The sequence below is a fragment of the Kitasatospora sp. RG8 genome (genome assembly GCF_017813315.1).
In the GTDB taxonomy this organism is placed as follows: Bacteria; Actinomycetota; Actinomycetes; order Streptomycetales; family Streptomycetaceae; genus Kitasatospora.
Map to the genome: position 1 here is coordinate 161319 of NZ_JAGIYX010000006.1, position 20955 is coordinate 182273.

Annotated in this window: 21 protein-coding genes; 18 read left to right on the plus strand and 3 right to left on the minus strand. The window is 73.2% G+C overall.

Annotated features, from left to right (window positions below):
• Positions 1-20: 20 nt before the first annotated feature.
• From J5Y04_RS12215 to J5Y04_RS12225, 3 genes are all read right to left on the minus strand, one after another.
• The gene (locus tag J5Y04_RS12215; RefSeq protein WP_209411989.1) at positions 21-806 is read right to left on the minus strand and encodes a VOC family protein; all 786 of its coding nucleotides are present in this window, start codon (positions 804-806) and stop codon (positions 21-23) included.
• A gap of 152 nt (positions 807-958) precedes the next feature.
• On the minus strand, positions 959-1609 hold the full coding sequence (locus J5Y04_RS12220; RefSeq protein ID WP_209411990.1) for a TIGR03085 family metal-binding protein: 651 nt from the start codon (positions 1607-1609) through the stop codon (positions 959-961).
• Positions 1610-1656: 47 nt separating this feature from the next.
• On the minus strand, positions 1657-2268 hold the full coding sequence (locus tag J5Y04_RS12225) for a hypothetical protein (RefSeq protein ID WP_209412130.1): 612 nt from the start codon (positions 2266-2268) through the stop codon (positions 1657-1659).
• Positions 2269-2405: 137 nt separating this feature from the next.
• Here J5Y04_RS12225 and J5Y04_RS12230 point away from each other — a divergent pair, with 137 nt between their 5' ends.
• From J5Y04_RS12230 to J5Y04_RS12315, 18 genes are all read left to right on the plus strand, one after another.
• Positions 2406-2879 (plus strand): hypothetical protein, encoded by a 474-nt coding sequence (locus J5Y04_RS12230; protein ID WP_209411991.1) that lies wholly within the window; start codon positions 2406-2408, stop codon positions 2877-2879.
• Between the two features lie 121 nt (positions 2880-3000).
• Positions 3001-3378, plus strand: coding sequence for a phosphoribosyl-AMP cyclohydrolase (gene hisI / locus J5Y04_RS12235; protein WP_209411992.1), 378 nt, complete (start codon positions 3001-3003; stop codon positions 3376-3378).
• Positions 3379-3409: 31 nt separating this feature from the next.
• Entirely contained in the window at positions 3410-4930 is a 1521-nt protein-coding gene (locus tag J5Y04_RS12240) for an anthranilate synthase component I (protein WP_209411993.1), read from the plus strand.
• 19 nt (positions 4931-4949) lie between these two features.
• Positions 4950-5558 (plus strand): Uma2 family endonuclease, encoded by a 609-nt coding sequence (locus tag J5Y04_RS12245; protein ID WP_209411994.1) that lies wholly within the window; start codon positions 4950-4952, stop codon positions 5556-5558.
• Complete coding sequence (locus J5Y04_RS12250; protein ID WP_209411995.1) at positions 5555-6166, plus strand: TIGR02234 family membrane protein; 612 nt, start codon at positions 5555-5557, stop codon at positions 6164-6166. The genes J5Y04_RS12245 and J5Y04_RS12250 overlap by 4 nt, the downstream gene beginning before the upstream one ends.
• Positions 6167-6347: 181 nt before the next feature.
• The gene (locus J5Y04_RS12255) at positions 6348-6590 is read left to right on the plus strand and encodes an HGxxPAAW family protein (RefSeq protein WP_209411996.1); all 243 of its coding nucleotides are present in this window, start codon (positions 6348-6350) and stop codon (positions 6588-6590) included.
• A gap of 124 nt (positions 6591-6714) precedes the next feature.
• A complete protein-coding gene (locus tag J5Y04_RS12260; protein ID WP_209411997.1) occupies positions 6715-7155 on the plus strand; it encodes a DUF2752 domain-containing protein in 441 nt (146 codons plus the stop codon).
• 192 nt (positions 7156-7347) lie between these two features.
• Complete coding sequence (gene trpC, locus J5Y04_RS12265; protein WP_209411998.1) at positions 7348-8154, plus strand: indole-3-glycerol phosphate synthase TrpC; 807 nt, start codon at positions 7348-7350, stop codon at positions 8152-8154.
• Between the two features lie 10 nt (positions 8155-8164).
• Positions 8165-8314 (plus strand): tryptophan biosynthesis modulator TrpM, encoded by a 150-nt coding sequence (gene trpM, locus J5Y04_RS12270; RefSeq protein ID WP_174315761.1) that lies wholly within the window; start codon positions 8165-8167, stop codon positions 8312-8314.
• 48 nt (positions 8315-8362) lie between these two features.
• On the plus strand, positions 8363-9625 hold the full coding sequence (gene trpB / locus J5Y04_RS12275; RefSeq protein WP_209411999.1) for a tryptophan synthase subunit beta: 1263 nt from the start codon (positions 8363-8365) through the stop codon (positions 9623-9625).
• A 2-nt stretch (positions 9626-9627) separates the two neighbouring features.
• Positions 9628-10437 (plus strand): tryptophan synthase subunit alpha, encoded by an 810-nt coding sequence (trpA, locus tag J5Y04_RS12280; protein WP_209412000.1) that lies wholly within the window; start codon positions 9628-9630, stop codon positions 10435-10437.
• A gap of 186 nt (positions 10438-10623) precedes the next feature.
• Positions 10624-10884, plus strand: coding sequence for a hypothetical protein (locus tag J5Y04_RS12285; RefSeq protein WP_209412001.1), 261 nt, complete (start codon positions 10624-10626; stop codon positions 10882-10884).
• A 125-nt stretch (positions 10885-11009) separates the two neighbouring features.
• The gene (locus J5Y04_RS12290; RefSeq protein WP_209412002.1) at positions 11010-11495 is read left to right on the plus strand and encodes a MauE/DoxX family redox-associated membrane protein; all 486 of its coding nucleotides are present in this window, start codon (positions 11010-11012) and stop codon (positions 11493-11495) included.
• 57 nt (positions 11496-11552) lie between these two features.
• Positions 11553-12416, plus strand: coding sequence for a thioredoxin domain-containing protein (locus J5Y04_RS12295; RefSeq protein ID WP_209412003.1), 864 nt, complete (start codon positions 11553-11555; stop codon positions 12414-12416).
• Between the two features lie 142 nt (positions 12417-12558).
• Positions 12559-13551: a prolipoprotein diacylglyceryl transferase gene (gene lgt, locus J5Y04_RS12300; RefSeq protein WP_209412004.1), complete on the plus strand. Its 993-nt coding sequence runs from the start codon at positions 12559-12561 to the stop codon at positions 13549-13551.
• 151 nt (positions 13552-13702) lie between these two features.
• On the plus strand, positions 13703-14434 hold the full coding sequence (locus tag J5Y04_RS12305; protein ID WP_374106010.1) for a VIT1/CCC1 transporter family protein: 732 nt from the start codon (positions 13703-13705) through the stop codon (positions 14432-14434).
• A 475-nt stretch (positions 14435-14909) separates the two neighbouring features.
• Positions 14910-19496, plus strand: coding sequence for a glutamate synthase large subunit (gene gltB, locus J5Y04_RS12310; protein ID WP_209412113.1), 4587 nt, complete (start codon positions 14910-14912; stop codon positions 19494-19496).
• Complete coding sequence (locus tag J5Y04_RS12315) at positions 19489-20949, plus strand: glutamate synthase subunit beta (protein WP_209412005.1); 1461 nt, start codon at positions 19489-19491, stop codon at positions 20947-20949. The genes gltB and J5Y04_RS12315 overlap by 8 nt, the downstream gene beginning before the upstream one ends.
• Positions 20950-20955: the final 6 nt, after the last annotated feature.

The window sequence follows — 20955 nt, forward strand, 5'->3', positions numbered from 1 at the left end:
GACGGCACCGGCGGACGCGCTCAGGACTCCTTCGGCGGCTCGCCCTTGATCAGGGCGAACGGCGCGCCGAACGGGTCCGCCAGCCAGGCGATCCGGCCGACGTCCGGGACCTGCTCGGGGCCCATCAGCACCGTGCCCCCGGCCGTCTGGCCCCGGCCGACCAGCTCGTCCACCTGCTCGGTGGCGAAGTACGGCGTCCAGGAGGGCGGCTGGCCCTCGCCCATGATCGGTGCGATGCCGCCGAAGCTCGTCGCCCGCTGGTCGCCGTCGGCGGTGGAGACCACCAGGTACTCCATCCCCGGGGCCGGGAACTTCTCCGAGCGCCACCCGAACAGCGTCCGGTAGAAGCCGAAGCCGGCCTGCTGGTCACTGGTGTGCAGCTCGGCCCAGACCAGCGCGTTGTCGGTGGACACCGCGTCCAGGCCCTTGGTGGTGCCGGCCTGCCAGAGCGCGAACTGCGCCCCCTGCGGGTCGGTGATCTGGGCCATCCGCCCGGCGTCCATGACGTCGAACGGCGCGACCCGGACGGTTCCGCCGGCCTGCTCGACGGCCTTGGCGGTGGCATCCGCGTCGGGCGTCCTGAAGTACGTCGTCCAGCTGGACCGCGCGCCCTCCTCGGTGAGCGGCCCGATCGCGGCCACGGTCTTGCCGTCGGCCTGCAGGAATCCGTAGCCGCCGGCCTCCGGGCCGAGGCCCTGGTACGTCCAGCCGAACACCGCGCCGTAGAACGCCGCGGCCGCGGCCGGGTCCGGGGTGCCGAGGTCGATCCAGCAGGGCGCGCCGGTGGGGAAGTCGGTAGTGAGCATGGGGGTGGTGCTCCTTCGACGGGAAAGGGCGGCCGGGCGGTTTCGCGGGGGCGCGCACGCACCCCACCCCGGCCATCTGCGAGTCTGCACCCCGCCACCCACATCCGCAGCCGGACGCAGCCGAGCCGCCGGTCCCGAGTCGCCCGGCGGCCCTACGGCGTCGCCGGGGGCAGCGGGAGGACGTGCCGCAGGGCGGTGACGGCGTCCGGCGGGCCGTCGACGGACAGCTCCGTCCGCTCGCCGCGGCCGTAGACGAAGAGCAGCAGCTCGCCCGGCTCGCCGGTGATCCGGACGGTCGGCGCGCCCGCCGGGCCGACCGTCAGGCTCCGTCCGTCGGGGTGGCGCAGCTCCAGCCGGGCGGGGGAGCGGCGGCCCGCCTCCAGCCGGGCGAGCAGCGGCAGCCGGCGCCAGAGCGCCTCGGCCCGCCCCGGCGGCACCGGCTGCGGCCGCCACTGCGTGCCCGCCCGGCGGACGTCCTCGGCGTGCACGAAGTACTCGACGGTGTTGCCGGCCTCGTCGGCGCCGGGCAGCGCGAACAGCGAGAGCAGCGGCGGGCCGGAGCGGAACCGCCGCACCAGCTCCTCGTAGGGGCGCTCGGCGTACCCGTCCTGCACCCGGTGGGTCCAGCCGGCCAGCGGGCCGAGCCGGATGCCCGCCGCGGCGTCCGGCCGGCCCTCCCGGATCACCAGGTGGGCGGCGAGGTCGCGGGTGGACCACCCGGCACAGAGGGTGGGGGCGTCCGGCCCGGCGGCGGCCAGCAGTTCGGCCAGCCGGTGGCGCTCGGCGAGGGCGTGGTTCGACATGGTCAGAAGCGTAGGGCCCGGGTGCCCCGGGGGTGTGCGGACGGGGGCTACTTCAGGTGCCCGGTGAGCCTGGTGCCGCCCGGGTGGTTGCTGGCCGTCAGGGTGCAGGTGTAGTCCCGCCAGCCCTGCTGGTAGAAGGTCATCGACGGGCCGACCGGGTACCCGTAGTACGGCCCGCCGCCGCCCTGGCGGGTTTCCGCCGCGGCCTGCGGGTCCTTGCACCCGTCCCGCATCGCCTTGCTGATCTGGCTGTCACCGGTCAGCCCGTCCGGCAGCAGCAGGGTGCCGATCGCCTCGCCGTCGTGCGCGCCCTCGCAGGGACGCGCCTCCGGCTTGGTGACCGACTTGTTCAGCTGCGGGTGGTCGAAGCAGGAGCCGGCCGTGAAGAAGGTGTACGGCACCGCCTTGGTGGGCGTCGGCGTCGGCGTGGGCGTCGGGGTGGGTGTGGGGGTCGGGCTCGGGGTGGTGGCGGCGGGGGCGGGCGGGGGAGGCAGCGCGGCCGGCTTCCTCTCCGGCCAGAGCAGCACGGTGGCCACCACCGCGAGCAGTACGGCCAGCACGGCCGAGACGGCGAGGACCAGGCCCCGCGACGGGCGGGCGGCGGCTTCGTCCGGCCGCGCGGGGACCGGCGGCTCGGGGGACGGCTGCTCGGAGGTCATGGCCACGAGGATGGCCCAAGCCGGGGCCGCCCGGCAGGCGGTTGGCACAACTCGTACGAACAGACCGGCGCGCCGGGGCGGGCGGCCGGCGTTCGGATAGGCTCGCCCCGGCACGGCACGATCCCAGGAGCATGCGGATGCGCGTCGGAATCACCGGTCACCGGGGCCTGTCGGGTGGCATCACCGAGATGCTGGTCCGCGGGGACCTCTGGAAGCTGGTCACCACCTTCGGCCCGTACGAACTGGTCGGCGTCACCTGCGCCGACGAGGGCCCGGAGACCTGGTTCGCCAGGTCGGTACTGGAGCACGGCGGCAAGCTCGAGGTCATCGTCCCCGCGGGGGCGCCCGTCGTGGGCCGCGCCGACGACGCGCACCGGGGCACCCGGATGCGGCTGATGAACGAGGCCAACGCCGTCCACCGGCTGGCCGCGCCCGAGCACGGCGGTCTCGGTGACGACACCGGGCGGGCCATGGTCGGCATGATCGACGAACTGATCGCGGTCTGGGACGGCGGGCCCGGCAGCGAGCCCGCCCGGGTCGCTGCACTGGCGCAGCGGGCCGGGCTCTTCGTCCACCGGATCTGGCCCGCCGGCTGCGAGCGGCCGCTCTGAACGGCCGGGCCCCGACGGGAGGTCCGCCCGCCCGCCGGTCCCCCGTCCACGCGCGCCCGCCGGCCCGGCCGCGATCCGGACGGGGGACCGGCGGGCCGGGCCGGGCTGACACAATGGCCCCATGTCCACCCCCACCACGCCCGCCGCCCCCGGCTCCACCGCCCTGGACCCCGCGATCGCCGCCCGGCTCAAGCGCACCGACGACGGCCTGCTCCCGGCCGTCGCGCAGCAGTACGACACCGGTGAGGTCCTGATGCTGGGCTGGATGGACGACGAGGCGCTGCACCGCACCCTCACCACCGGCCGCTGCACCTACTGGAGCCGCAGCCGCCGCGAGTACTGGGTCAAGGGCGACACCTCCGGCCACGTCCAGAAGGTCAAGTCGGTCGCGCTGGACTGCGACGGCGACACCCTGCTGGTCCGGGTGGACCAGACCGGCGCCGCCTGCCACACCGGCGACCGCACCTGCTTCGACGCCGACGTGCTCCCGCTCTCCTGACCCGTTCCTACCCTTTAAGGTGCCGCCCGCCATGGACCTCGAAGCCTTCCGCAAGCTCGCCGTCGACACCCGGGTCATCCCGGTCACCCGCAGGCTCCTCGCGGACGGCCTCACCCCGATCGGCCTCTACCGCAGCCTCGGCGGCGAGCGCCCCGGCACCTTCCTGCTGGAGTCCGCCGAGCAGGGCCGCAGCTGGTCCCGGTACTCCTTCGTCGGCGTCCGCAGCGCGGCCGTGCTCACCGCCGGCGAGGACGGCGAGGCCCGCTGGCACGGCACCCCGCCGGTCGGCATCCCCACCACCGGCGACCCGCTGGAGGTGCTGCGCGCCACCCTGGTGGCGCTGCACACCCCGCGCCACACCGACGACGGCCTGCCCCCGCTCACCGGCGGCCTGGTCGGCTACCTCGGCTACGACGTCGTCCGCCGGCTGGAGAAGCTGCCCGACCTCAACCCGGACGACCTGAAGCTCCCCGAGCTGACCATGCTGCTGGCCACCGACCTCGCGGTCCTGGACCACGCCGACGGCACCGTGCTGCTGATCGCCAACGCGGTCAACCACAACGACCTGGCCAGCGGCGTCGACGAGGCCTACGCGGACGCGGTGGCCCGGCTCGACGCGATGGAGGCCGACCTGCTGCAGCCGGTCGACCCGGGCCTGGCCACCTTCACCCCGTCCGGCCCCGGCGAGGTCCGCTCGCCGTTCGGCGGCGAGCCGTACCGGGCCGCCGTCGAGGAGGTCAAGGAGCGGATCAGGGCCGGCGAGGCGTTCCAGGTGGTGCCCTCGCAGCGGTTCGAGGCCCCCTGCCCCGCCTCCGCGCTGGACGTCTACCGCGTGCTGCGCACCACCAACCCCAGCCCGTACATGTACCTCTTCCGGTTCCCCGGCCCGGACGGCGGGGCCGAGGGCGGCTTCGACGTGGTCGGCTCCAGCCCGGAGGCCCTGGTCAAGGTCACCGAGGGCGAGGCGATGCTGCACCCGATCGCCGGCACCCGGCACCGCGGCGCCACCCCGCACGAGGACGCCGGGCTGGCCGCCGAGCTGCTCGCCGACCCCAAGGAGCGGGCCGAGCACCTGATGCTGGTCGACCTCGGCCGCAACGACCTCGGGCGGGTCTGCGAGCCGGGCAGCGTCGAGGTGGTCGACTTCATGCAGATCGAGCGGTACAGCCACGTCATGCACATCGTCTCCACGGTCACCGGCAAGGTCGCCGAGGGGCGGACCGCCTTCGACGTGCTGACCGCCTGCTTCCCCGCGGGCACCCTCTCCGGCGCGCCGAAGCCGCGCGCCATGCGCATCATCGAGGAACTGGAGCCCACCCGCCGGGGCCTGTACGGCGGCTGCGTCGGCTACCTGGACTTCGCCGGGGACTCCGACACCGCGATCGCCATCCGCACCGCCGTCCTGCGCGACGGCACCGCGTACGTGCAGGCGGGTGCGGGCGTGGTCGCCGACTCGGACCCGCACGGCGAGGACACCGAGTGCCGCAACAAGGCCGCGGCCGTCCTGCGGGCGGTGGCCACCGCGAATACGCTGCGCACGCCGACGCTGTGAGCCGCGGCAAGGAGGCGGGATGTCGGAGGAGCAAAACGCCGGATCGGCCTGGGACGCCCTGGAGGGTGTGAGGATCCCGCGCGGGTACCAGGTGGAGATCACCGCAGGGAAGATCATCATGACGCCGCGGACGGCGGAGCAGCCGGGCGTCGTCCGGGGCGCCGAACAGCAGGTCCGCGAGCAGCTCGCCGGGCACGGCACCGTGCTCTCCGGCGTCGTCGTGGACTTCCCGTCCCCGCAGTACGGCTACGCGCCGGACCTCGCCCTGGTCGCGCCCGGCGCGCGGCGCAACGCCCGGCAGCGGTTCGAGGCGCGTGACCTGGAGGCGGTGCTGGAGGTCGTCCCGCGCTCGCGCCAGGACGACGACTTCGTCCGCAAACAGCGGTACCTCGCCGCCTCCGGGATCCCGCTGTACGTGGTGGTCGACCCGGCCGCGGCGGTCTGCACGGTGCACAGCCACCCGCTGCAGGGCGGGACGTACCGGGAGGCGGAGCGGGTGCCGTTCGGCAACGACCTGTTCCTGCCGCTGCCGGGACGGACGCTCGTGCTGCGCACCGACGACTTTCCCGCCGGGCCGCCGACCCCGGGTGCGGGCCCGGGGGCCGGGCGGGGGATAGTGGACGGGTGAGCGTTCCTACCCAGTCCCGTGCCGAAGCCGATCCCGCCGCCCCCGCCAAGGCCGGGCGGCGCACGCTCGGCCTGATGCTGCTGCTGACCGTGCTGGGCGCGGTGCTGGTGCTGACCGCCGTCGGCCGGGTCTGGGCCGAGGGCGTGGCCGGCACCCTGAAGGTGTCCGTCACCGGCGGGAGGATCTCCGAGCTGCCCGGCGGGCTGGCGCTGGTGGCGCTGGCGGCGGCCGTCGCGGTGTTCGCGGTGCGCGGCGCCGGTCGGGTCGCGGTCGGGGCGCTGACGCTCCTCGCCGGTCTCGGGGCGGCGGCCGCCGCCGCGGCCGGGGCGGGCGACACCGCCGCGCTGGACGGCGAGGCGGCCCGCAAGCTCGCCCTCTCCGGCACCACGGCGGCCGGGATCACCCACACCGCCTGGCCCTGGGTGGCCCTGCTCGGCGGGGTGCTGCTGGCGCTGGCCGGGCTGCTCACCACCTGGTACGGGCGCGGCTGGCCGGCCATGGGCAGCCGCTACGAGGCCCCCACCCGCAAGGCGCCGGCGAAGGCCGCGGAGTCCCCGGCCGACCTCTGGAAGGCGCTGGACCGCGGCGAGGACCCGACCGCGCTCTGAGGCGTCGCGCCGCGGCGCGACGGTGCCCGCCGCCCGGTGGCCGCGGTGCGGGCGCAGTGTGACCCGATAGACGAGTACCCGCCTTGGGGCGCCGGTGTGTGGCCCGGCACAATGGAACACGTCAACCCGCCAGGGGCCGGCAGGCCCGGCCGGGCCCCGGAGAACCAAGGAGCAGCATCAGATGGCAGCAGCAGCACACGGCCACAACCCCGCCGCCTGGACCGGCGTGACCATCGCCTTCGTCGGTTTTGCGATCGCGGGTGTCGCGATGATCCTGCCGTCGGTGCTGCTGGTCTGTGCCGGCCTGGCGGTCGTCCTGATCGGTGGCGTGGTCGGCAAGGCCATGTCGATGGCGGGCATGGGCAAGCAGCCCAGCACCATGGTGTACACCCCGGAGGAGCAGGCCGCGCTGGCCGCCGCCTGACCTCCCCGGAACCCTGTGAACGGCGGGCGCCTGCCCGCCGTTTCCGTTTCCCGCCCGGGCGCGGTCTGCCGCCCCGCTGTGTCACGGTGCCCGCCGACCGCACCGGACGGGCAGAATCAGGGGCGTGACCGCCTCCTCCGCCGCCCCTGCCCGGCCGCCCGTCCTGCGCCGGCTGGGCGCGCCGCTGACCGCCCTGGCCGCGGTGGCCGCCCCCACCGTGTACGTCGCCGCGGTGGACCCGAACGCCCCCGGCCACTACCCGACCTGCCCGTTCCTGATGCTCACCGGCTGGTGGTGCCCGGGCTGCGGCGGACTGCGCTGCGTCCACGCGCTCACCCATGGGGACCTCAGCGGCGCGCTGCACGACAACGCGCCCGCGGTGCTGCTGTTCGCGGTGCTGGCGGTGCTCTGGCTGCGCTGGGTGTGGGCGGCGGTGCGCGGCGGGCCGGCGCCGCGGCTCGCGCTCGGTGCGCGGCGCTGGGTGCTGGTGGCGCTGCTCCTGCTGGTCTTCACGGTGGTGCGCAACCTGCCGGTCGGGGCGGGGCTGGCGCCGGCGTCGGTCTGAGCTGGACACTCGGTGTGAATACGGTGAAACCGCAGTTCGGAGCCGCCGTTGGGGGCGTCCGTTCCGCGAGACGCGCGCCGGGCGGATGCGCCCCGCGCCCCCGGGTGCCGATACCATCGAAGGGCCGGTGGCCCTCATGGCCCCCCGGCTCATCGCTAGAACGACTAGCAGATTAATGATGGGGGCGCTCGCGTGAGTGTGCTCGACACGATCATCGACGGGGTCCGCGAGGACCTCGCCGAACGGCAGGCCCGGGTCTCCCTGGACGAGCTCAAGGAGCTCGCCGCCAAGGCCCCGGACGCCAAGGACGGCGTCGCCGCCCTCAAGGGCGACGGCGTGCGGGTGATCTGCGAGGTCAAGCGCTCCAGCCCGTCCAAGGGTGCACTGGCCGCGATCGCCGACCCGGCCGCCCTGGCGGCCGACTACGCGGCCGGCGGTGCCGCCGCGATCAGCGTCCTGACCGAGCAGCGCCGCTTCGGCGGGTCGCTCGCCGACCTGGACGCCGTCCGCGCCGCGGTGGACACCCCGCTGCTGCGCAAGGACTTCATCGTCACCGCCTACCAGCTGTGGGAGGCCCGCGCCCACGGCGCCGACCTCGCGCTGCTGATCGTCGCCGCCCTCGACCAGCCGGCCCTCGTGTCGCTGATCGAGCGCGCCGAGTCGATCGGCCTCACCCCGCTGGTCGAGGTGCACGACGAGGAGGAGATCGCCCGCGCGGTGGACGCCGGCGCGAGGATCATCGGCGTCAACGCCCGCAACCTGAAGACCCTCGAAGTGGACCGCAACACCTTCGGCAACGTCGTCCACGCGATCCCGGACGGCATCGTCAAGGTCGCCGAGTCCGGCGTGCGGGGCCCGCTGGACGTGATCTCCTACGCCAACCTCGGCGCCGACGCGGTGCTGGTCGGCGAGTCGCTGGTGACCGGCAAGGACCCGCGCGCCGCCGTGGCCGACCTGGTCGCGGCCGGTGCCCACCCCGCCCTGCGGCACAAGGACTGACCCCGCCGCCATGAAACTCGCCTCCCGTCTCGCCCCCGGCTGCCGCCCGCGCGGCTGCCGCGCGCCCGCACGCCGGGTGCTGGGCAGGCGGGTGCGCTACGTGATCGGCTGCGAGCCCGGGCAGGTGCAGGGCCGGCGATGGCGCAGGACGCGCGGCTGAACCAGCCGTTCCGACGTCACTGCCGTCATCTTCCAGAAGGACTTCACCATGTCCGAGAAGGACTACCTGCCCGGCGCCGAGGTGCCGGACGCCCGCGGCTACTTCGGCGCCTACGGGGGCCGCTTCATCCCGGAGGCGCTGGTCGCCGCCGTGGAGCAGGTCGCCGAGGAGTACGAGAAGGCCAAGGCCGACCCGGCCTTCGCCGCCGAGCTGGACGCGCTGCTCAAGGACTACACCGGCCGTCCCAGCCCGCTCACCGACGTGCACCGCTTCTCCGCGGAGGCGGGCGGCGCGCGCGTCCTGCTCAAGCGCGAGGACCTCAACCACACCGGCTCGCACAAGATCAACAACGTGCTGGGCCAGGCGCTGCTCACCCGGCGGATGGGCAAGACCCGGATCATCGCCGAGACCGGCGCCGGCCAGCACGGCGTGGCCACCGCCACCGCCTGCGCGCTGTTCGGCTTCGACTGCACCATCTACATGGGCGAGGTCGACACGCAGCGCCAGGCGCTGAACGTCGCCCGGATGCGGATGCTCGGCGCCGAGGTCGTCTCGGTGAAGTCCGGCAGCCGCACCCTCAAGGACGCCATCAACGAGGCCTTCCGCGACTGGGTCGCCAACGTCGACTCCACCCACTACCTGTTCGGCACGGTGGCCGGCCCGCACCCGTTCCCGATGATGGTCCGGGACTTCCACCGGGTCATCGGCGTCGAGGCCAGGCAGCAGGTCCTCGACCGGACCGGCAGGCTGCCGGACGCCGTCGTCGCCTGCGTCGGCGGCGGCTCCAACGCGATGGGCATCTTCCACGAGTTCATCCCGGACGCGGACGTGCGCCTGATCGGCTGCGAGGCGGCCGGCGAGGGCGCCGAGACCCCGAAGCACGCCGCCACCCTGACCAAGGGCGACCCGGGCGTGCTGCACGGCTCCCGCACCTACGTCCTCCAGGACGAGGACGGCCAGACCATCGAGTCGCACTCCATCTCGGCCGGCCTCGACTACCCCGGCGTCGGCCCGGAGCACGCCTGGCTGAAGGACACCGGCCGGGCCGAGTACCGCCCGGTCACCGACGACGCCGCCATGCAGGCACTGCGGCTGCTGTCCCGCACCGAGGGCATCATCCCGGCCATCGAGAGCGCCCACGCGCTGGCCGGCGCGCTGGAGCTGGGCCGCGAGCTCGGGCCCGGGGCCACCATCCTGGTCTCGCTCTCCGGACGCGGCGACAAGGACATGCACACCGCGGCCGAGTACTTCGGCCTGTACGACGGGGCCGGCGACAAGCCGGCCGACGGCGCCGGCAACGGGGGTAAGTGACCATGGCTTCGAAGCTCAGCGGCATCCTGGCCGCCGCCAAGGCGGAGAACCGCGCCGCGCTGATCGGCTACCTGCCGGCCGGCTTCCCGAGCGTGGACGGCGGCGTGCGCGCCGTCAACGCGCTGGTCGAGGGCGGCTGCGACGTCGTCGAGGTCGGCCTGCCGCACTCCGACCCGGTGCTGGACGGCCCGACCATCCAGACCGCCGACGACATCGCGCTGCGGGCCGGCGTGCGGATCAAGGACGTGCTGCGCACCGTCCAGGAGGTGGCCGGCGCCCACCCCGGGGCGGCGGTGCTGGTCATGACCTACTGGAACCCGGTGGAGCGCTACGGCACCGCGCGGTTCGCGGCCGACCTGGCCGCCGCCGGCGGCACCGGCTGCATCCTGCCGGACCTGCCGGTGGAGGAGTCCGAGGAGTGGCGCAAGGCGGCGGACGAGCACGGTCTCGACACCGTCTTCGTGGTCGCCCCGAGCAGCAAGGACAAGCGCCTCGCCGAGGTCACCGCGGCGGGCTCCGGCTTCGTCTACGCGGCCGCGGTGATGGGCGTGACCGGCTCCCGGGCCCAGGTCGGCGACCTCGCCGAGGACCTGGTCGCCCGGACCCGGGCCACCACCGACCTGCCGGTCTGCGTCGGCCTCGGCGTCTCGACGGCCGACCAGGCCGCCCAGGTGGCCGGCTTCGCCGACGGCGTCATCGTCGGCTCCGCCTTCGTCCAGCGGATCCTGGACGCCGACGGTGACGAACAGGCCGCGCTGGCGGCCGTCCGTACCCTGGCCGGCGAGCTGGCGGAGGGCGTCCGCCGCAGGTAGGCACCGCTCCACGACGGCCCGTCGCCCCCGTTCGCCGGGGGCGGCGGGCCGTCGTCGTGCCCGCGGGAACCCGAACGGGTGAACAGTGCGCTCCGTCGCATCAGCGGGGGTTGACGGGCGTTGAGTGGAGGGACGAGTGCACGAACGACGTGCGCGGCACGTGGAGCGAACGGAAGGGGTCCGCCGGTGCCTGGTCTCCAGCGAGCGGTTCTGCTGCGGGCGGCCGCGGCCGTGCTGGTGCTGGGGGCCGCGGTCGGGGCGGACCACACCGTGGTGGGGGAGGCGCTGGCCAAGCGGGGTGCGGAGCGCGCCGAGCGGGAGGCGTACGTCTGCGCGCAGGCGGCCCGGGTGGAGGCGCTGGCCAGGGCCGCCAGGTCGCGTCCGCAGGGGCGGCCGGGGCTGGAGGACCGGGGGCGGCCGCCCGGATGCGGTACGAACGGCCGCTAGCCGGGAACAGGACAGAACCTCACAAGGTGTCACTCATTCGGCTTAATTCCTGAATATGGAGGAACCACCCTTCAGTCCTTACGGTTCATCAGGGCGTGAAGGTGTTTTCCGAGGGGGTTACCTCTATGGCGGCCGGACCGGCGTCGCGCAGCGGTGCGGTGTGGACGGAGTGGGTCAGTACGGCGGCGCGGCTGGGCCTCGCGGTGGTCTGGGGCTGGGCCGGGCTGGCCAAGATCGCCGACCCGGCGGAGGCCGCCCAGGCCGTGCGGGCGTACGAGATCCTGCCCGAGTCGCTGGTGAAACCGGTGGGGTACGCCCTGCCCTTCCTGGAGCTGGCGCTCGCGCTGCTGCTGCTGATCGGCCTGGGGGTGCGGCTGGTGGCCGCGGTCTCCGCGGTGCTGCTGCTCGCGTTCATCGGGGGGATCGCCTCCGCCTGGGCGCGCGGCATCTCGATCGACTGCGGCTGCTTCGGCGGCGGCGGGGCGGTGGACGCCTCGAAGACCGAGTACCTCCAGGAGATCCTGCGCGACACCGGCTTCCTGGTGCTGGCCGGCCGGCTGATCTGGCGGCCCCGCACCAGGTTCTCCGTGGACGGCTGGCTGGCGACCTGACCGGCGGGCACCCCGCACCCACCCCGACCAGTCCCCCGATTGTGGATGTCAATGCAGATGAGCGAGAAGAACCGAGAAGGCAAGCGCACCGCCCGCGAGCGGATGCTGGCGGAGCGGGCGGCCGACGAGGCCCGCGGCAGGCGGAAGAAGAAGCTGGTGGTCGGCGGGGTGGTGCTGGCGGTGATCGCCGCCGCCGTGATCACCGGCGTGGTGGTGCAGAACGAGCGGTCCAAGCCGGAGACCCCGACCGCGGCCCCGGCCGGCACGACCGGTGACAAGAACCTGGTCATCCCGGTCGGCGCGGCCGACGCGCCGTCCGTGCTCACCGTCTACGAGGACCCGCGCTGCCCCGCCTGCGGCAGCTTCGAGCGCGAGTTCTCGCCGACGGTCGACCAGCTGGAGGACGCCGGCAAGATCGCCACCAACTACCACATCGTGTCGTTCATCGACCGGGCCGTGCCGGGCAAGGGCTCGAAGTACGCGGCCAACGCGCTGGCCTGCGCCCAGGACGCCGGGCACTTCCGCGACTACCACGACGTGCTCTACCGCAACCAGCCGGACGAGACCAGCGACGCCTTCGGCAACAAGGCCGTGCTGATCAACCTGGCCAAGCAGGTCGAGGGCCTGGACACCCCCGCCTTCGAGGCCTGCGTCAACGACAACAAGTTCGGCGGGTGGGTCTCGGCCGTCCAGCAGGACTTCGACAAGTCCACCTACAAGTCGACGCCGACGGTGCTGCTCAACGGCCAGCCGATCTACCCGAAGAACGGCACCGAGGAGATCACCCCGCAGGACCTGGTGAAGTGGGTGGACGCCGCCAACCAGGGCAAGCAGCCCGCCGCGGCCGGCTCGCACGGCCAGTCCCCGGCGCCGACGAGCACCGCCTCGGAGAGCAACAACCCCTCGCCGTCCGCCGGCTGAGAAACCGCCCGCCCGGCCGCCCGCCGCCGCCCCCTCCCCGTCCGGAGGGGGCGGCGCGCCGCCGCGGGTACCGCGTTGTTCGGGATCTGTGACCCCTGGGGTGCCCGGGGCGGGCCGCCGACCCTGTAGCGTCGGAGCTGCCATGGATATCGCCTACATTCCCAGCCCGTCGCGGGGCGTCCTGTACCTCGGACCGATCCCGCTGCGCGCCTACGCCTTCTGCATCATCCTCGGTGTCGTCGTGGCCGTCTGGCTCGGCAGCAAGCGCTGGGTCGCCCGGGGCGGTGGCAAGCACACGGTCGGCGACATCGCCGTCTGGGCTGTGCCGTTCGGCCTGGTCGGCGGCCGGCTGTACCACGTGATCACCGACAACCAGCTGTACTTCGGCGAGGGCAGGAACCCCTGGAACGCCTTCAAGATCTGGGAGGGCGGCCTCGGGATCTGGGGCGCGATCGCGCTGGGCGCGGTCGGCGCCTGGATCGGCGCCCGCCGCCGGGGCGTGCCGCTGCCCGCGTACGCCGACGCGATCGCGCCGGGCATCGCGCTGGCGCAGGCCCTCGGCCGCTGGGGCAACTGGTTCAACCAGGAGCTGTACGGCCGGGAGACCACGCTGCCGTGGGGCCTGGAGATCCACAAGACGCTGCCGAACGGCCAGGTCGTCACGGGGACCTACCACCCGACCTTCCTCTACGAGTCGATCTGGTGCGTCGGGGTCGCGCTGCTGGTGATCTGGGCGGACCGCCGGTTCACCCTCGGCCACGGCCGGGCCTTCGCGCTGTACGTGGCCGCGTACACGGTGGGCCGGTTCTGGACCGAGTGGCTGCGCATCGACGAGGCGCACACCTTCTTCGGGCTGCGGCTCAACGACTGGGTGGCGATCGTGGTCTTCCTGGGCGCCGTCGCGTACCTCGTGATCGTGGGGAAGAAGCGGCCCGGCCGCGAGGACCCGGCGAGCATCGACCCGATGGCGCACGACCTCGAGGCCGCCGCCGACGCGGGCCCGGAGGCCCCCGCGGCGGCGCAGGAGACCCCCGCGGACGGGAAGCCGTCCCGGCCCGTGGACAAAAAGACGGACGCGGAGCCCGCCGCGGTGGCCGCCGACAAGACCGGCAAGGACGCCGAGAACCTCACCTGACCTGCGACTTTCCCGTTCCTCCGGCCGCCCCCGCGATCCTCGCGAAGGGCGGCCGGAGTGCTGTTCGGACAGCCTTACTTTGCTGGAAATGCCCAGGTCAGGAGGGCTACGTTCGAGGCAGACCAATCGAACGGAGGGGACCCCCGTGAGCGTGACCACCCTGGAACCCGAGGCCGTGAGCCACCCCCGCATACCCGCGGCCGGGCACCACCGCGACGTGAACGGCGGGTGGCTGCGGCCGGCCGTGTTCGGCGCGATGGACGGCCTGGTCTCCAACTTCGCGCTGATGACCGGCGTGGTCGGCGGCGCGGTCTCCAGCGGCACGGTGGTGCTCACCGGCCTCGCCGGGCTGGCGGCCGGTGCCTGCTCGATGGCGGCGGGGGAGTACACCTCGGTGGCCTCGCAGCGCGAGCTGGTCCAGGCCGAGATCGAGGCCGAGCGGCTGGAGCTGAGCCGCAACCCGCAGGGCGAGCTGGCCGAGCTGGCCCAGCTCTACGTGGCGCGCGGGGTGGAGCCCGAGCTGGCGCACGAGGTGGCCCGCCAGCTCTCCGCCGACCCGAACCGGACGCTGGAGGTCCACGTCCGGGAGGAGCTGGGCGTCGACCCCCACGACCTGCCCTCGCCGTGGGTCGCGGCCGGTTCCTCGTTCGTCTGCTTCGCGGTCGGCGCGCTGCTGCCGCTGCTGCCGTACCTGCTGGGCGCGACCTCGCTGCTGCCGGCGCTGCTGCTCTCCGTGGCCGGCCTCTTCGCCTGCGGCGCGGTGGTGGCCAGGGTGACGGCCCGCTCCTGGTGGTTCAGCGGGCTGCGGCAGCTGGTGCTGGGCGGCGCGGCGGCCGGGGTGACGTTCCTGCTGGGGTGGCTGATCGGCGGACAGGTCGGCTGACCGGCGGGCAGGCCGCCGGGCGGCGGAAGCCGGCCGGGCGGCCCGCCGGCGGCGTCGTGGGATGGTACAGCACGGTGCATGATTATGCGGCGGAACGCGTGACGTTCCGCACATGGTGTGGGGAGGCCGCCTGGCCTAGTCTCATCATCCGGGCTCCGGAGCCGCGAATTCGCATCCCGGGGCCGACTCCGGGAATGGAATCGCAGGAGACCTTGATCGGCTTCTGTGGCCGGGGGATTTCGCCCCTGTTTCGAACGGCCCCACGCCGGGCACAATCGTCGGGACGTGCACTGTGGCACGTCCTCTCACTGCGCCCTTGACCTGCGCATCCGTCCGCGATGTGGACGCGATATTCCGCTTCCCGGGATCTTGGGCATCATGTAACTTGCACGAAATCGCATCAGGGCCAACGTCGTCCCTACTGCAACAAGCACCTCGAATGACGACGACGGGAGAGCCGATGCTGTCTGCATCCATGCACTCCGCCAACGAGCCCCAGGCCGGCGCAGCGCGCCCGCCGTACGCGCTCGTTCCGGATGCGCGACCTGCTGCTCAGGGCCTGTACGACCCGCGAAACGAGCACGACGCCTGCGGCGTCGGTTTCGTCGCCACGCTGACCGGCATCGCCGACCACAAGATCGTCGAGCAGGCGCTGACCGTCCTGCGCAACCTGGAGCACCGCGGCGCCACCGGCGCCGAGCCGGACTCCGGTGACGGCGCGGGCATCCTGACCCAGGTCCCGGACGCGTTCCTGCGCACCAAGGTCTCCTTCGAGCTGCCCGCCGCCGGCTCGTACGCGGTCGGCATCGCCTTCCTGCCCGACGAGGACGCGGCCTCCGCCGCCGCCGTCGCGCAGATCGAGGCCATCGCCGCCGAGGAGGGCCTCACCGTCCTCGGCTGGCGCGACGTCCCGGTCAGCCCGGACCTGCTGGGCGCCACCGCCCGCAGCGTGATGCCGCGCTTCCGCCAGGTCTTCCTGTCGCAGGGGGAGACCAGCGGGATAGCCCTGGACCGGCTCGCCTTCGTCGTCCGCAAGCGCTCCGAGCGCGAGGCCGGTGTCTACTTCCCGTCGCTCTCCGCGCGCACCATCGTCTACAAGGGCATGCTGACCACCGGCCAGCTGGAGCCCTTCTTCCCCGACCTGTCGGACCGGCTCTACGCCTCCGCGCTCGGTCTGGTGCACTCGCGGTTCTCCACCAACACCTTCCCGAGCTGGCCGCTCGCCCACCCGTACCGCTTCGTCGCGCACAACGGCGAGATCAACACGGTCAAGGGCAACCGGAACTGGATGACCGCCCGGGAGTCCCAGCTCGCCACCGACCTGATCCCCGGCGACCTGAGCCGCATCTTCCCGGTCTGCACCCCGGACCACTCCGACTCGGCCTCCTTCGACGAGGTCCTGGAGCTGCTCCACCTCGGCGGCCGCTCGCTGCCGCACTCGGTGCTGATGATGATCCCGGAGGCGTGGGAGAACCACGCCACCATGGACCCGGCCCGCCGCGCGTTCTACCAGTACCACTCCAACCTGATGGAGCCCTGGGACGGTCCGGCCTGCGTCACCTTCACCGACGGCACCCAGATCGGCGCCGTGCTCGACCGCAACGGCCTGCGCCCGGCCCGCTACTGGATCACCGAGGACGGCCTGGTCGTCCTCTCCTCCGAGGTCGGCGTGCTCGACATCGAGCAGGAGAAGGTCGCCAGGAAGGGCCGCCTCCAGCCCGGCCGGATGTTCCTCATCGACACCGCGGAGCACCGCATCGTCGAGGACGAGGAGATCAAGTCGGCGCTGGCCTCCGAGCACCCCTACGAGGAGTGGGTCGCCGGCGGTCAGATCCAGCTCGCCAAGCTGCCCGAGCGCGAGCACATCGCGCACACCCACGCCTCGGTGACGCGCCGTCAGCAGACCTTCGGCTACACCGAGGAGGAGCTGCGGGTCATCCTGGCGCCGATGGCGAAGACCGGCGGCGAGGCGCTCGGTTCGATGGGCACCGACAGCCCGATCGCCGCGCTCTCCGAGAAGCCGCGCCTGCTGTTCGACTACTTCGTGCAGCTCTTCGCGCAGGTCACCAACCCGCCGCTGGACGCCATCCGCGAGGAGCTCGTCACCTCGCTGCTGTCCAACCTCGGCCCCGAGGGCAACCTGCTGGCCGCCGAGGCCGCCGCCTGCCGTTCCGTCGGCATCACCTTCCCGGTGATCGACAACGACGAGCTGGCCAAGCTGGTCCACATCAACGCCGACGGCGACCAGCCCGGCCTCAAGGCCGTCACCCTGTCCGGCCTGTACAAGGTCTCCACCGGCGGCGAGGGCCTGGCCGCCCGGCTGGCCGAGATCGCCGCCGAGGCCGACGCCGCGATCGCCGACGGCGCCCGGATCGTCGTGCTCTCCGACCGGCACTCCGACGCCGAGCACGCCCCGATCCCCTCGCTGCTGCTCACCTCCGCGATCCACCACCACCTGATCCGCACCAAGCAGCGCACCCAGGTGTCGCTGCTGGTCGAGGCCGGCGACGTCCGCGAGGTGCACCACGTCGCGCTGCTCATCGGCTACGGCGCCGGCGCGGTCAACCCCTACCTGGCCATGGAGTCCGTCGAGGACCTCGTCGCCCAGGGCGTCTTCATCCAGGGCGTCGAGCCCGAGAAGGCCATCAAGAACCTGATCAAGGCGCTCGGCAAGGGCGTGCTCAAGGTCATGTCCAAGATGGGCATCTCCACCGTCGCCTCCTACCGCGGCGCGCAGGTCTTCGAGGCGATCGGCCTCTCCCGGGAGCTGGTCGGCGCCTACTTCGCCGGCACCACCACCAAGCTCGGCGGCATCGGCCTGGACGAGATCGCCAAGGAGGTGGCCGCCCGCCACGCCAAGGCGTACCCGGCCTCCGGCATCCCCGCCGCGCACCGCGCGCTGGACATCGGCGGCGAGTACCAGTGGCGCCGCGAGGGCGAGCCGCACCTGTTCGACCCGGACACCGTCTTCCGCCTCCAGCACTCCACCCGCAACCGCCGGTACGACATCTTCAAGCAGTACACGGACCGGGTGAACGAGCAGTCCGAGCGGCTGATGACGCTGCGCGGCCTGTTCCAGCTGGACGGCCTCGGCCGTACCCCGGTCCCCGTCGACGAGGTCGAGCCGGTCTCCGAGATCGTCAAGCGCTTCTCCACCGGCGCCATGTCGTACGGCTCGATCTCCCGCGAGGCGCACGAGACCCTGGCCATCGCGATGAACCGCCTCGGCGGCAAGTCCAACACCGGTGAGGGCGGCGAGGACCCGGACCGTCTGTACGACCCCGAGCGCCGCTCGGCGATCAAGCAGGTCGCCTCCGGCCGGTTCGGCGTCACCTCCGAGTACCTGGTCAACGCGGACGACATCCAGATCAAGATGGCCCAGGGCGCCAAGCCCGGCGAGGGCGGCCAGCTGCCCGGCCACAAGGTCTACCCGTGGGTCGCCAAGACCCGTCACTCCACCCCGGGCGTCGGCCTGATCTCCCCGCCGCCGCACCACGACATCTACTCCATCGAGGATCTCGCCCAGCTGATCCACGACCTGAAGAACGCCAACCCGGCGGCCCGCATCCACGTGAAGCTGGTCTCCGAGGTCGGCGTCGGCACCGTCGCCGCGGGCGTCTCCAAGGCGCACGCCGACGTGGTGCTGGTCTCCGGTCACGACGGCGGCACCGGCGCCTCGCCGCTGACCTCGCTGAAGCACGCGGGCGGCCCCTGGGAGCTCGGTCTCGCCGAGACCCAGCAGACCCTGCTGCTCAACGGCCTGCGCGACCGCATCGTCGTCCAGACCGACGGCCAGCTCAAGACCGGCCGCGACGTCGTCATCGCCGCGCTGCTGGGCGCCGAGGAGTTCGGCTTCGCGACCGCCCCGCTGGTCGTCTCCGGCTGCATCATGATGCGCGTCTGCCACCTCGACACCTGCCCGGTCGGCGTCGCCACCCAGAACCCGGTGCTGCGCGACCGCTTCTCCGGCAAGCCCGAGTTCGTGGTCAACTTCTTCGAGTTCATCGCGGAGGAGGTCCGGGAGATCCTGGCGGAGCTGGGCTTCCGCTCGATCGAGGAGGCCGTCGGCCACGCCGAGCACATCAACGCCCAGGCCGCGATCGACCACTGGAAGGCCGCCGGGCTCGACCTGGCCCCGCTCTTCCACGTCCCCGAGCTGCCCGAGGGCGCGGCCCTGCACTGCACCACCACGCAGGACCACGCGCTCGACAAGGCCCTGGACAACCAGCTGATCGAGCTCGCCGAGGACGCCCTGGAGCGCGGCGACGCCGTCCGCATCCAGCTGCCGATCCGCAACGTCAACCGCACGGTCGGCACCATGCTCGGCCACGAGGTGACCAAGCGGTACCGCGGCGAGGGCCTGCCCGAGGGCACCATCGACGTCACCTTCACCGGCTCGGCCGGCCAGTCGTTCGGCGCCTTCGTGCCGCGCGGTGTGACGCTGCGCCTGGAGGGCGACGCCAACGACTACGTCGGCAAGGGCCTCTCCGGCGGCGTGGTCGTCGTCCGGCCGGCCCGCGACGCCGCCGCGATCGGCGCCGACGCGCAGAACCACGTCATCGCCGGCAACACCATCGGCTACGGCGCCACCAGCGGCCGCGTCCACCTGCGCGGCAAGGCCGGCGAGCGTTTCGCCGTCCGCAACTCCGGTGCGACCCTGGTGGTCGAGGGCGTGGGCGACCACGGCCTGGAGTACATGACCGGCGGCCGGGTCGTCATCCTCGGCGAGACCGGCCGCAACCTGGCGGCGGGCATGTCCGGCGGCATCGCCTACGTGCTGGACCTGCGCCCCGCCAACGTGAACGACGGCATGGTGGGCATCGAGGCCCCGACCGCCGCCGACCGCGACTGGCTGCGCGAGACCGTGCAGCAGCACTACGAGGAGACCGGCTCCACCGTGGCCGCCGAGCTCCTGGCCGACTGGGGCGGCGGGGTCTCCCGCTTCTCCAAGATCATGCCGACCGACTACAAGGCAGTGCTCGCCGCCAAGGACGCCGCTGAGCGCGATGGCCTCTCCGAGGCCGAGACCACTCGCAAGATGATGGAGGCGGCACGTGGCTGACCCCAAGGGCTTCCTGACCACCGGCAAGCAGCTGGCCGAGCGCCGGCCCGTGGACGTCCGTCTGCGGGACTGGAACGAGGTCTACGTCGAGCGCAGCCTCCTGCCGATCATCACCAAGCAGGCCGGCCGCTGCATGGACTGCGGCATCCCGTTCTGCCACAACGGCTGCCCGCTCGGGAACCTCATCCCCGAGTGGAACGACCTCGCCTACCGGGACGACTTCGCCGGCGCCATCGAGCGCCTGCACGCGACGAACAACTTCCCGGAGTTCACCGGGCGGCTCTGCCCGGCGCCCTGCGAGTCCGCGTGCGTCCTCGGCATCAACCAGGACGCGGTGACCATCAAGAACGTCGAGGTCACCATCATCGACAAGGCCTGGGACAACGGCGGCGTCACGCCGCAGGTCCCGGAGCGCCTCTCCGGCAAGACCGTGGCCGTCGTCGGCTCCGGCCCGGCCGGCCTGGCGGTCGCCCAGCAGCTCACCCGGGCCGGGCACACCGTCGTGGTGTACGAGCGCGCCGACCGCGTCGGCGGCCTGCTGCGCTACGGCATCCCCGAGTTCAAGATGGAGAAGCGCCACATCAACCGCCGCATCGAGCAGATGCGCGCGGAGGGCACCCGGTTCCGCACCGGCGTCCACGTGGGCGAGGACATCACCGGGCAGCAGCTGCGCGAGCGCTTCGACGCCGTCGTCGTCGCCGCCGGCGCCACCACCGCCCGCGACCTGCCGGTGCCCGGGCGTGAGCTCAAGGGCATCCACCAGGCCATGGAGTACCTGCCGCTGGCCAACAAGGTGCAGGAGGGCGACTTCGTCGAGCCGCCGATCAGCGCCAAGGGCAAGCACGTCATCGTCATCGGCGGCGGCGACACCGGTGCCGACTGCCTCGGCACCGCGCTGCGCCAGGGGGCGGCCTCGGTCACCCAGCTGGAGATCATGCCGCGTCCGGGCGACTCGCGCCCCGGCCACCAGCCCTGGCCGACCATGCCGATGACCTACAAGGTCACCTCGGCCCACGAGGAGGGCGGTGAGCGGGTTTACTCCGTCAACACCACCCACTTCAGCGGCGACGAGGACGGCAACGTCCAGGAGCTGCACCTCGTCGAGGTCGAGTTCAAGGACGGCCGCTTCGAGCCGGTGCCCGGCACCGAGCGCGCCATCCCGGCGCAGCTGGTCACCCTGGCGATGGGCTTCACCGGCACGGACGTGAAGAACGGCCTGGTCGAGCAGCTGGGCGTCGAGCTGGACGCCCGGGGTAATGTGGCCCGGGACGGAAAGTTCGCCACCAACGTCGATGGCGTCTACGTCTGCGGCGACGCCGGCCGAGGCCAGTCGCTGATCGTCTGGGCCATCGCGGAGGGCCGTTCGGCCGCCGCCGCGGTGGACCGCTACCTGGGCGGCAAGACCCCGCTGCCCGCCCCGATCCGTCCGACGGACCGCCCGCTGGTGGTCTGACGTACA

Excerpts from the sequence above, each read along its gene's own strand:
- J5Y04_RS12255 (WP_209411996.1), top strand. The coding sequence starts at position 6,348 with ATGGCAGCAGCAGCACACGGCCACAACCCCGCCGCCTGGACCGGCGTG.
- J5Y04_RS12225 (WP_209412130.1), bottom strand. The coding sequence starts at position 2,268 with ATGACCTCCGAGCAGCCGTCCCCCGAGCCGCCGGTCCCCGCGCGGCCG.
- hisI (WP_209411992.1), top strand. The coding sequence starts at position 3,001 with ATGTCCACCCCCACCACGCCCGCCGCCCCCGGCTCCACCGCCCTGGAC.
- J5Y04_RS12290 (WP_209412002.1), top strand. The coding sequence starts at position 11,010 with ATGGCGGCCGGACCGGCGTCGCGCAGCGGTGCGGTGTGGACGGAGTGG.
- lgt (WP_209412004.1), top strand. The coding sequence starts at position 12,559 with ATGGATATCGCCTACATTCCCAGCCCGTCGCGGGGCGTCCTGTACCTC.
- gltB (WP_209412113.1), top strand. The coding sequence starts at position 14,910 with ATGCACTCCGCCAACGAGCCCCAGGCCGGCGCAGCGCGCCCGCCGTAC.
- J5Y04_RS12240 (WP_209411993.1), top strand. The coding sequence starts at position 3,410 with ATGGACCTCGAAGCCTTCCGCAAGCTCGCCGTCGACACCCGGGTCATC.
- J5Y04_RS12215 (WP_209411989.1), bottom strand. The coding sequence starts at position 806 with ATGCTCACTACCGACTTCCCCACCGGCGCGCCCTGCTGGATCGACCTC.
- trpB (WP_209411999.1), top strand. The coding sequence starts at position 8,363 with ATGTCCGAGAAGGACTACCTGCCCGGCGCCGAGGTGCCGGACGCCCGC.
- J5Y04_RS12220 (WP_209411990.1), bottom strand. The coding sequence starts at position 1,609 with ATGTCGAACCACGCCCTCGCCGAGCGCCACCGGCTGGCCGAACTGCTG.
- J5Y04_RS12230 (WP_209411991.1), top strand. The coding sequence starts at position 2,406 with ATGCGCGTCGGAATCACCGGTCACCGGGGCCTGTCGGGTGGCATCACC.
- trpM (WP_174315761.1), top strand. The coding sequence starts at position 8,165 with ATGAAACTCGCCTCCCGTCTCGCCCCCGGCTGCCGCCCGCGCGGCTGC.
- J5Y04_RS12295 (WP_209412003.1), top strand. The coding sequence starts at position 11,553 with ATGAGCGAGAAGAACCGAGAAGGCAAGCGCACCGCCCGCGAGCGGATG.
- trpA (WP_209412000.1), top strand. The coding sequence starts at position 9,628 with ATGGCTTCGAAGCTCAGCGGCATCCTGGCCGCCGCCAAGGCGGAGAAC.
- J5Y04_RS12245 (WP_209411994.1), top strand. The coding sequence starts at position 4,950 with ATGTCGGAGGAGCAAAACGCCGGATCGGCCTGGGACGCCCTGGAGGGT.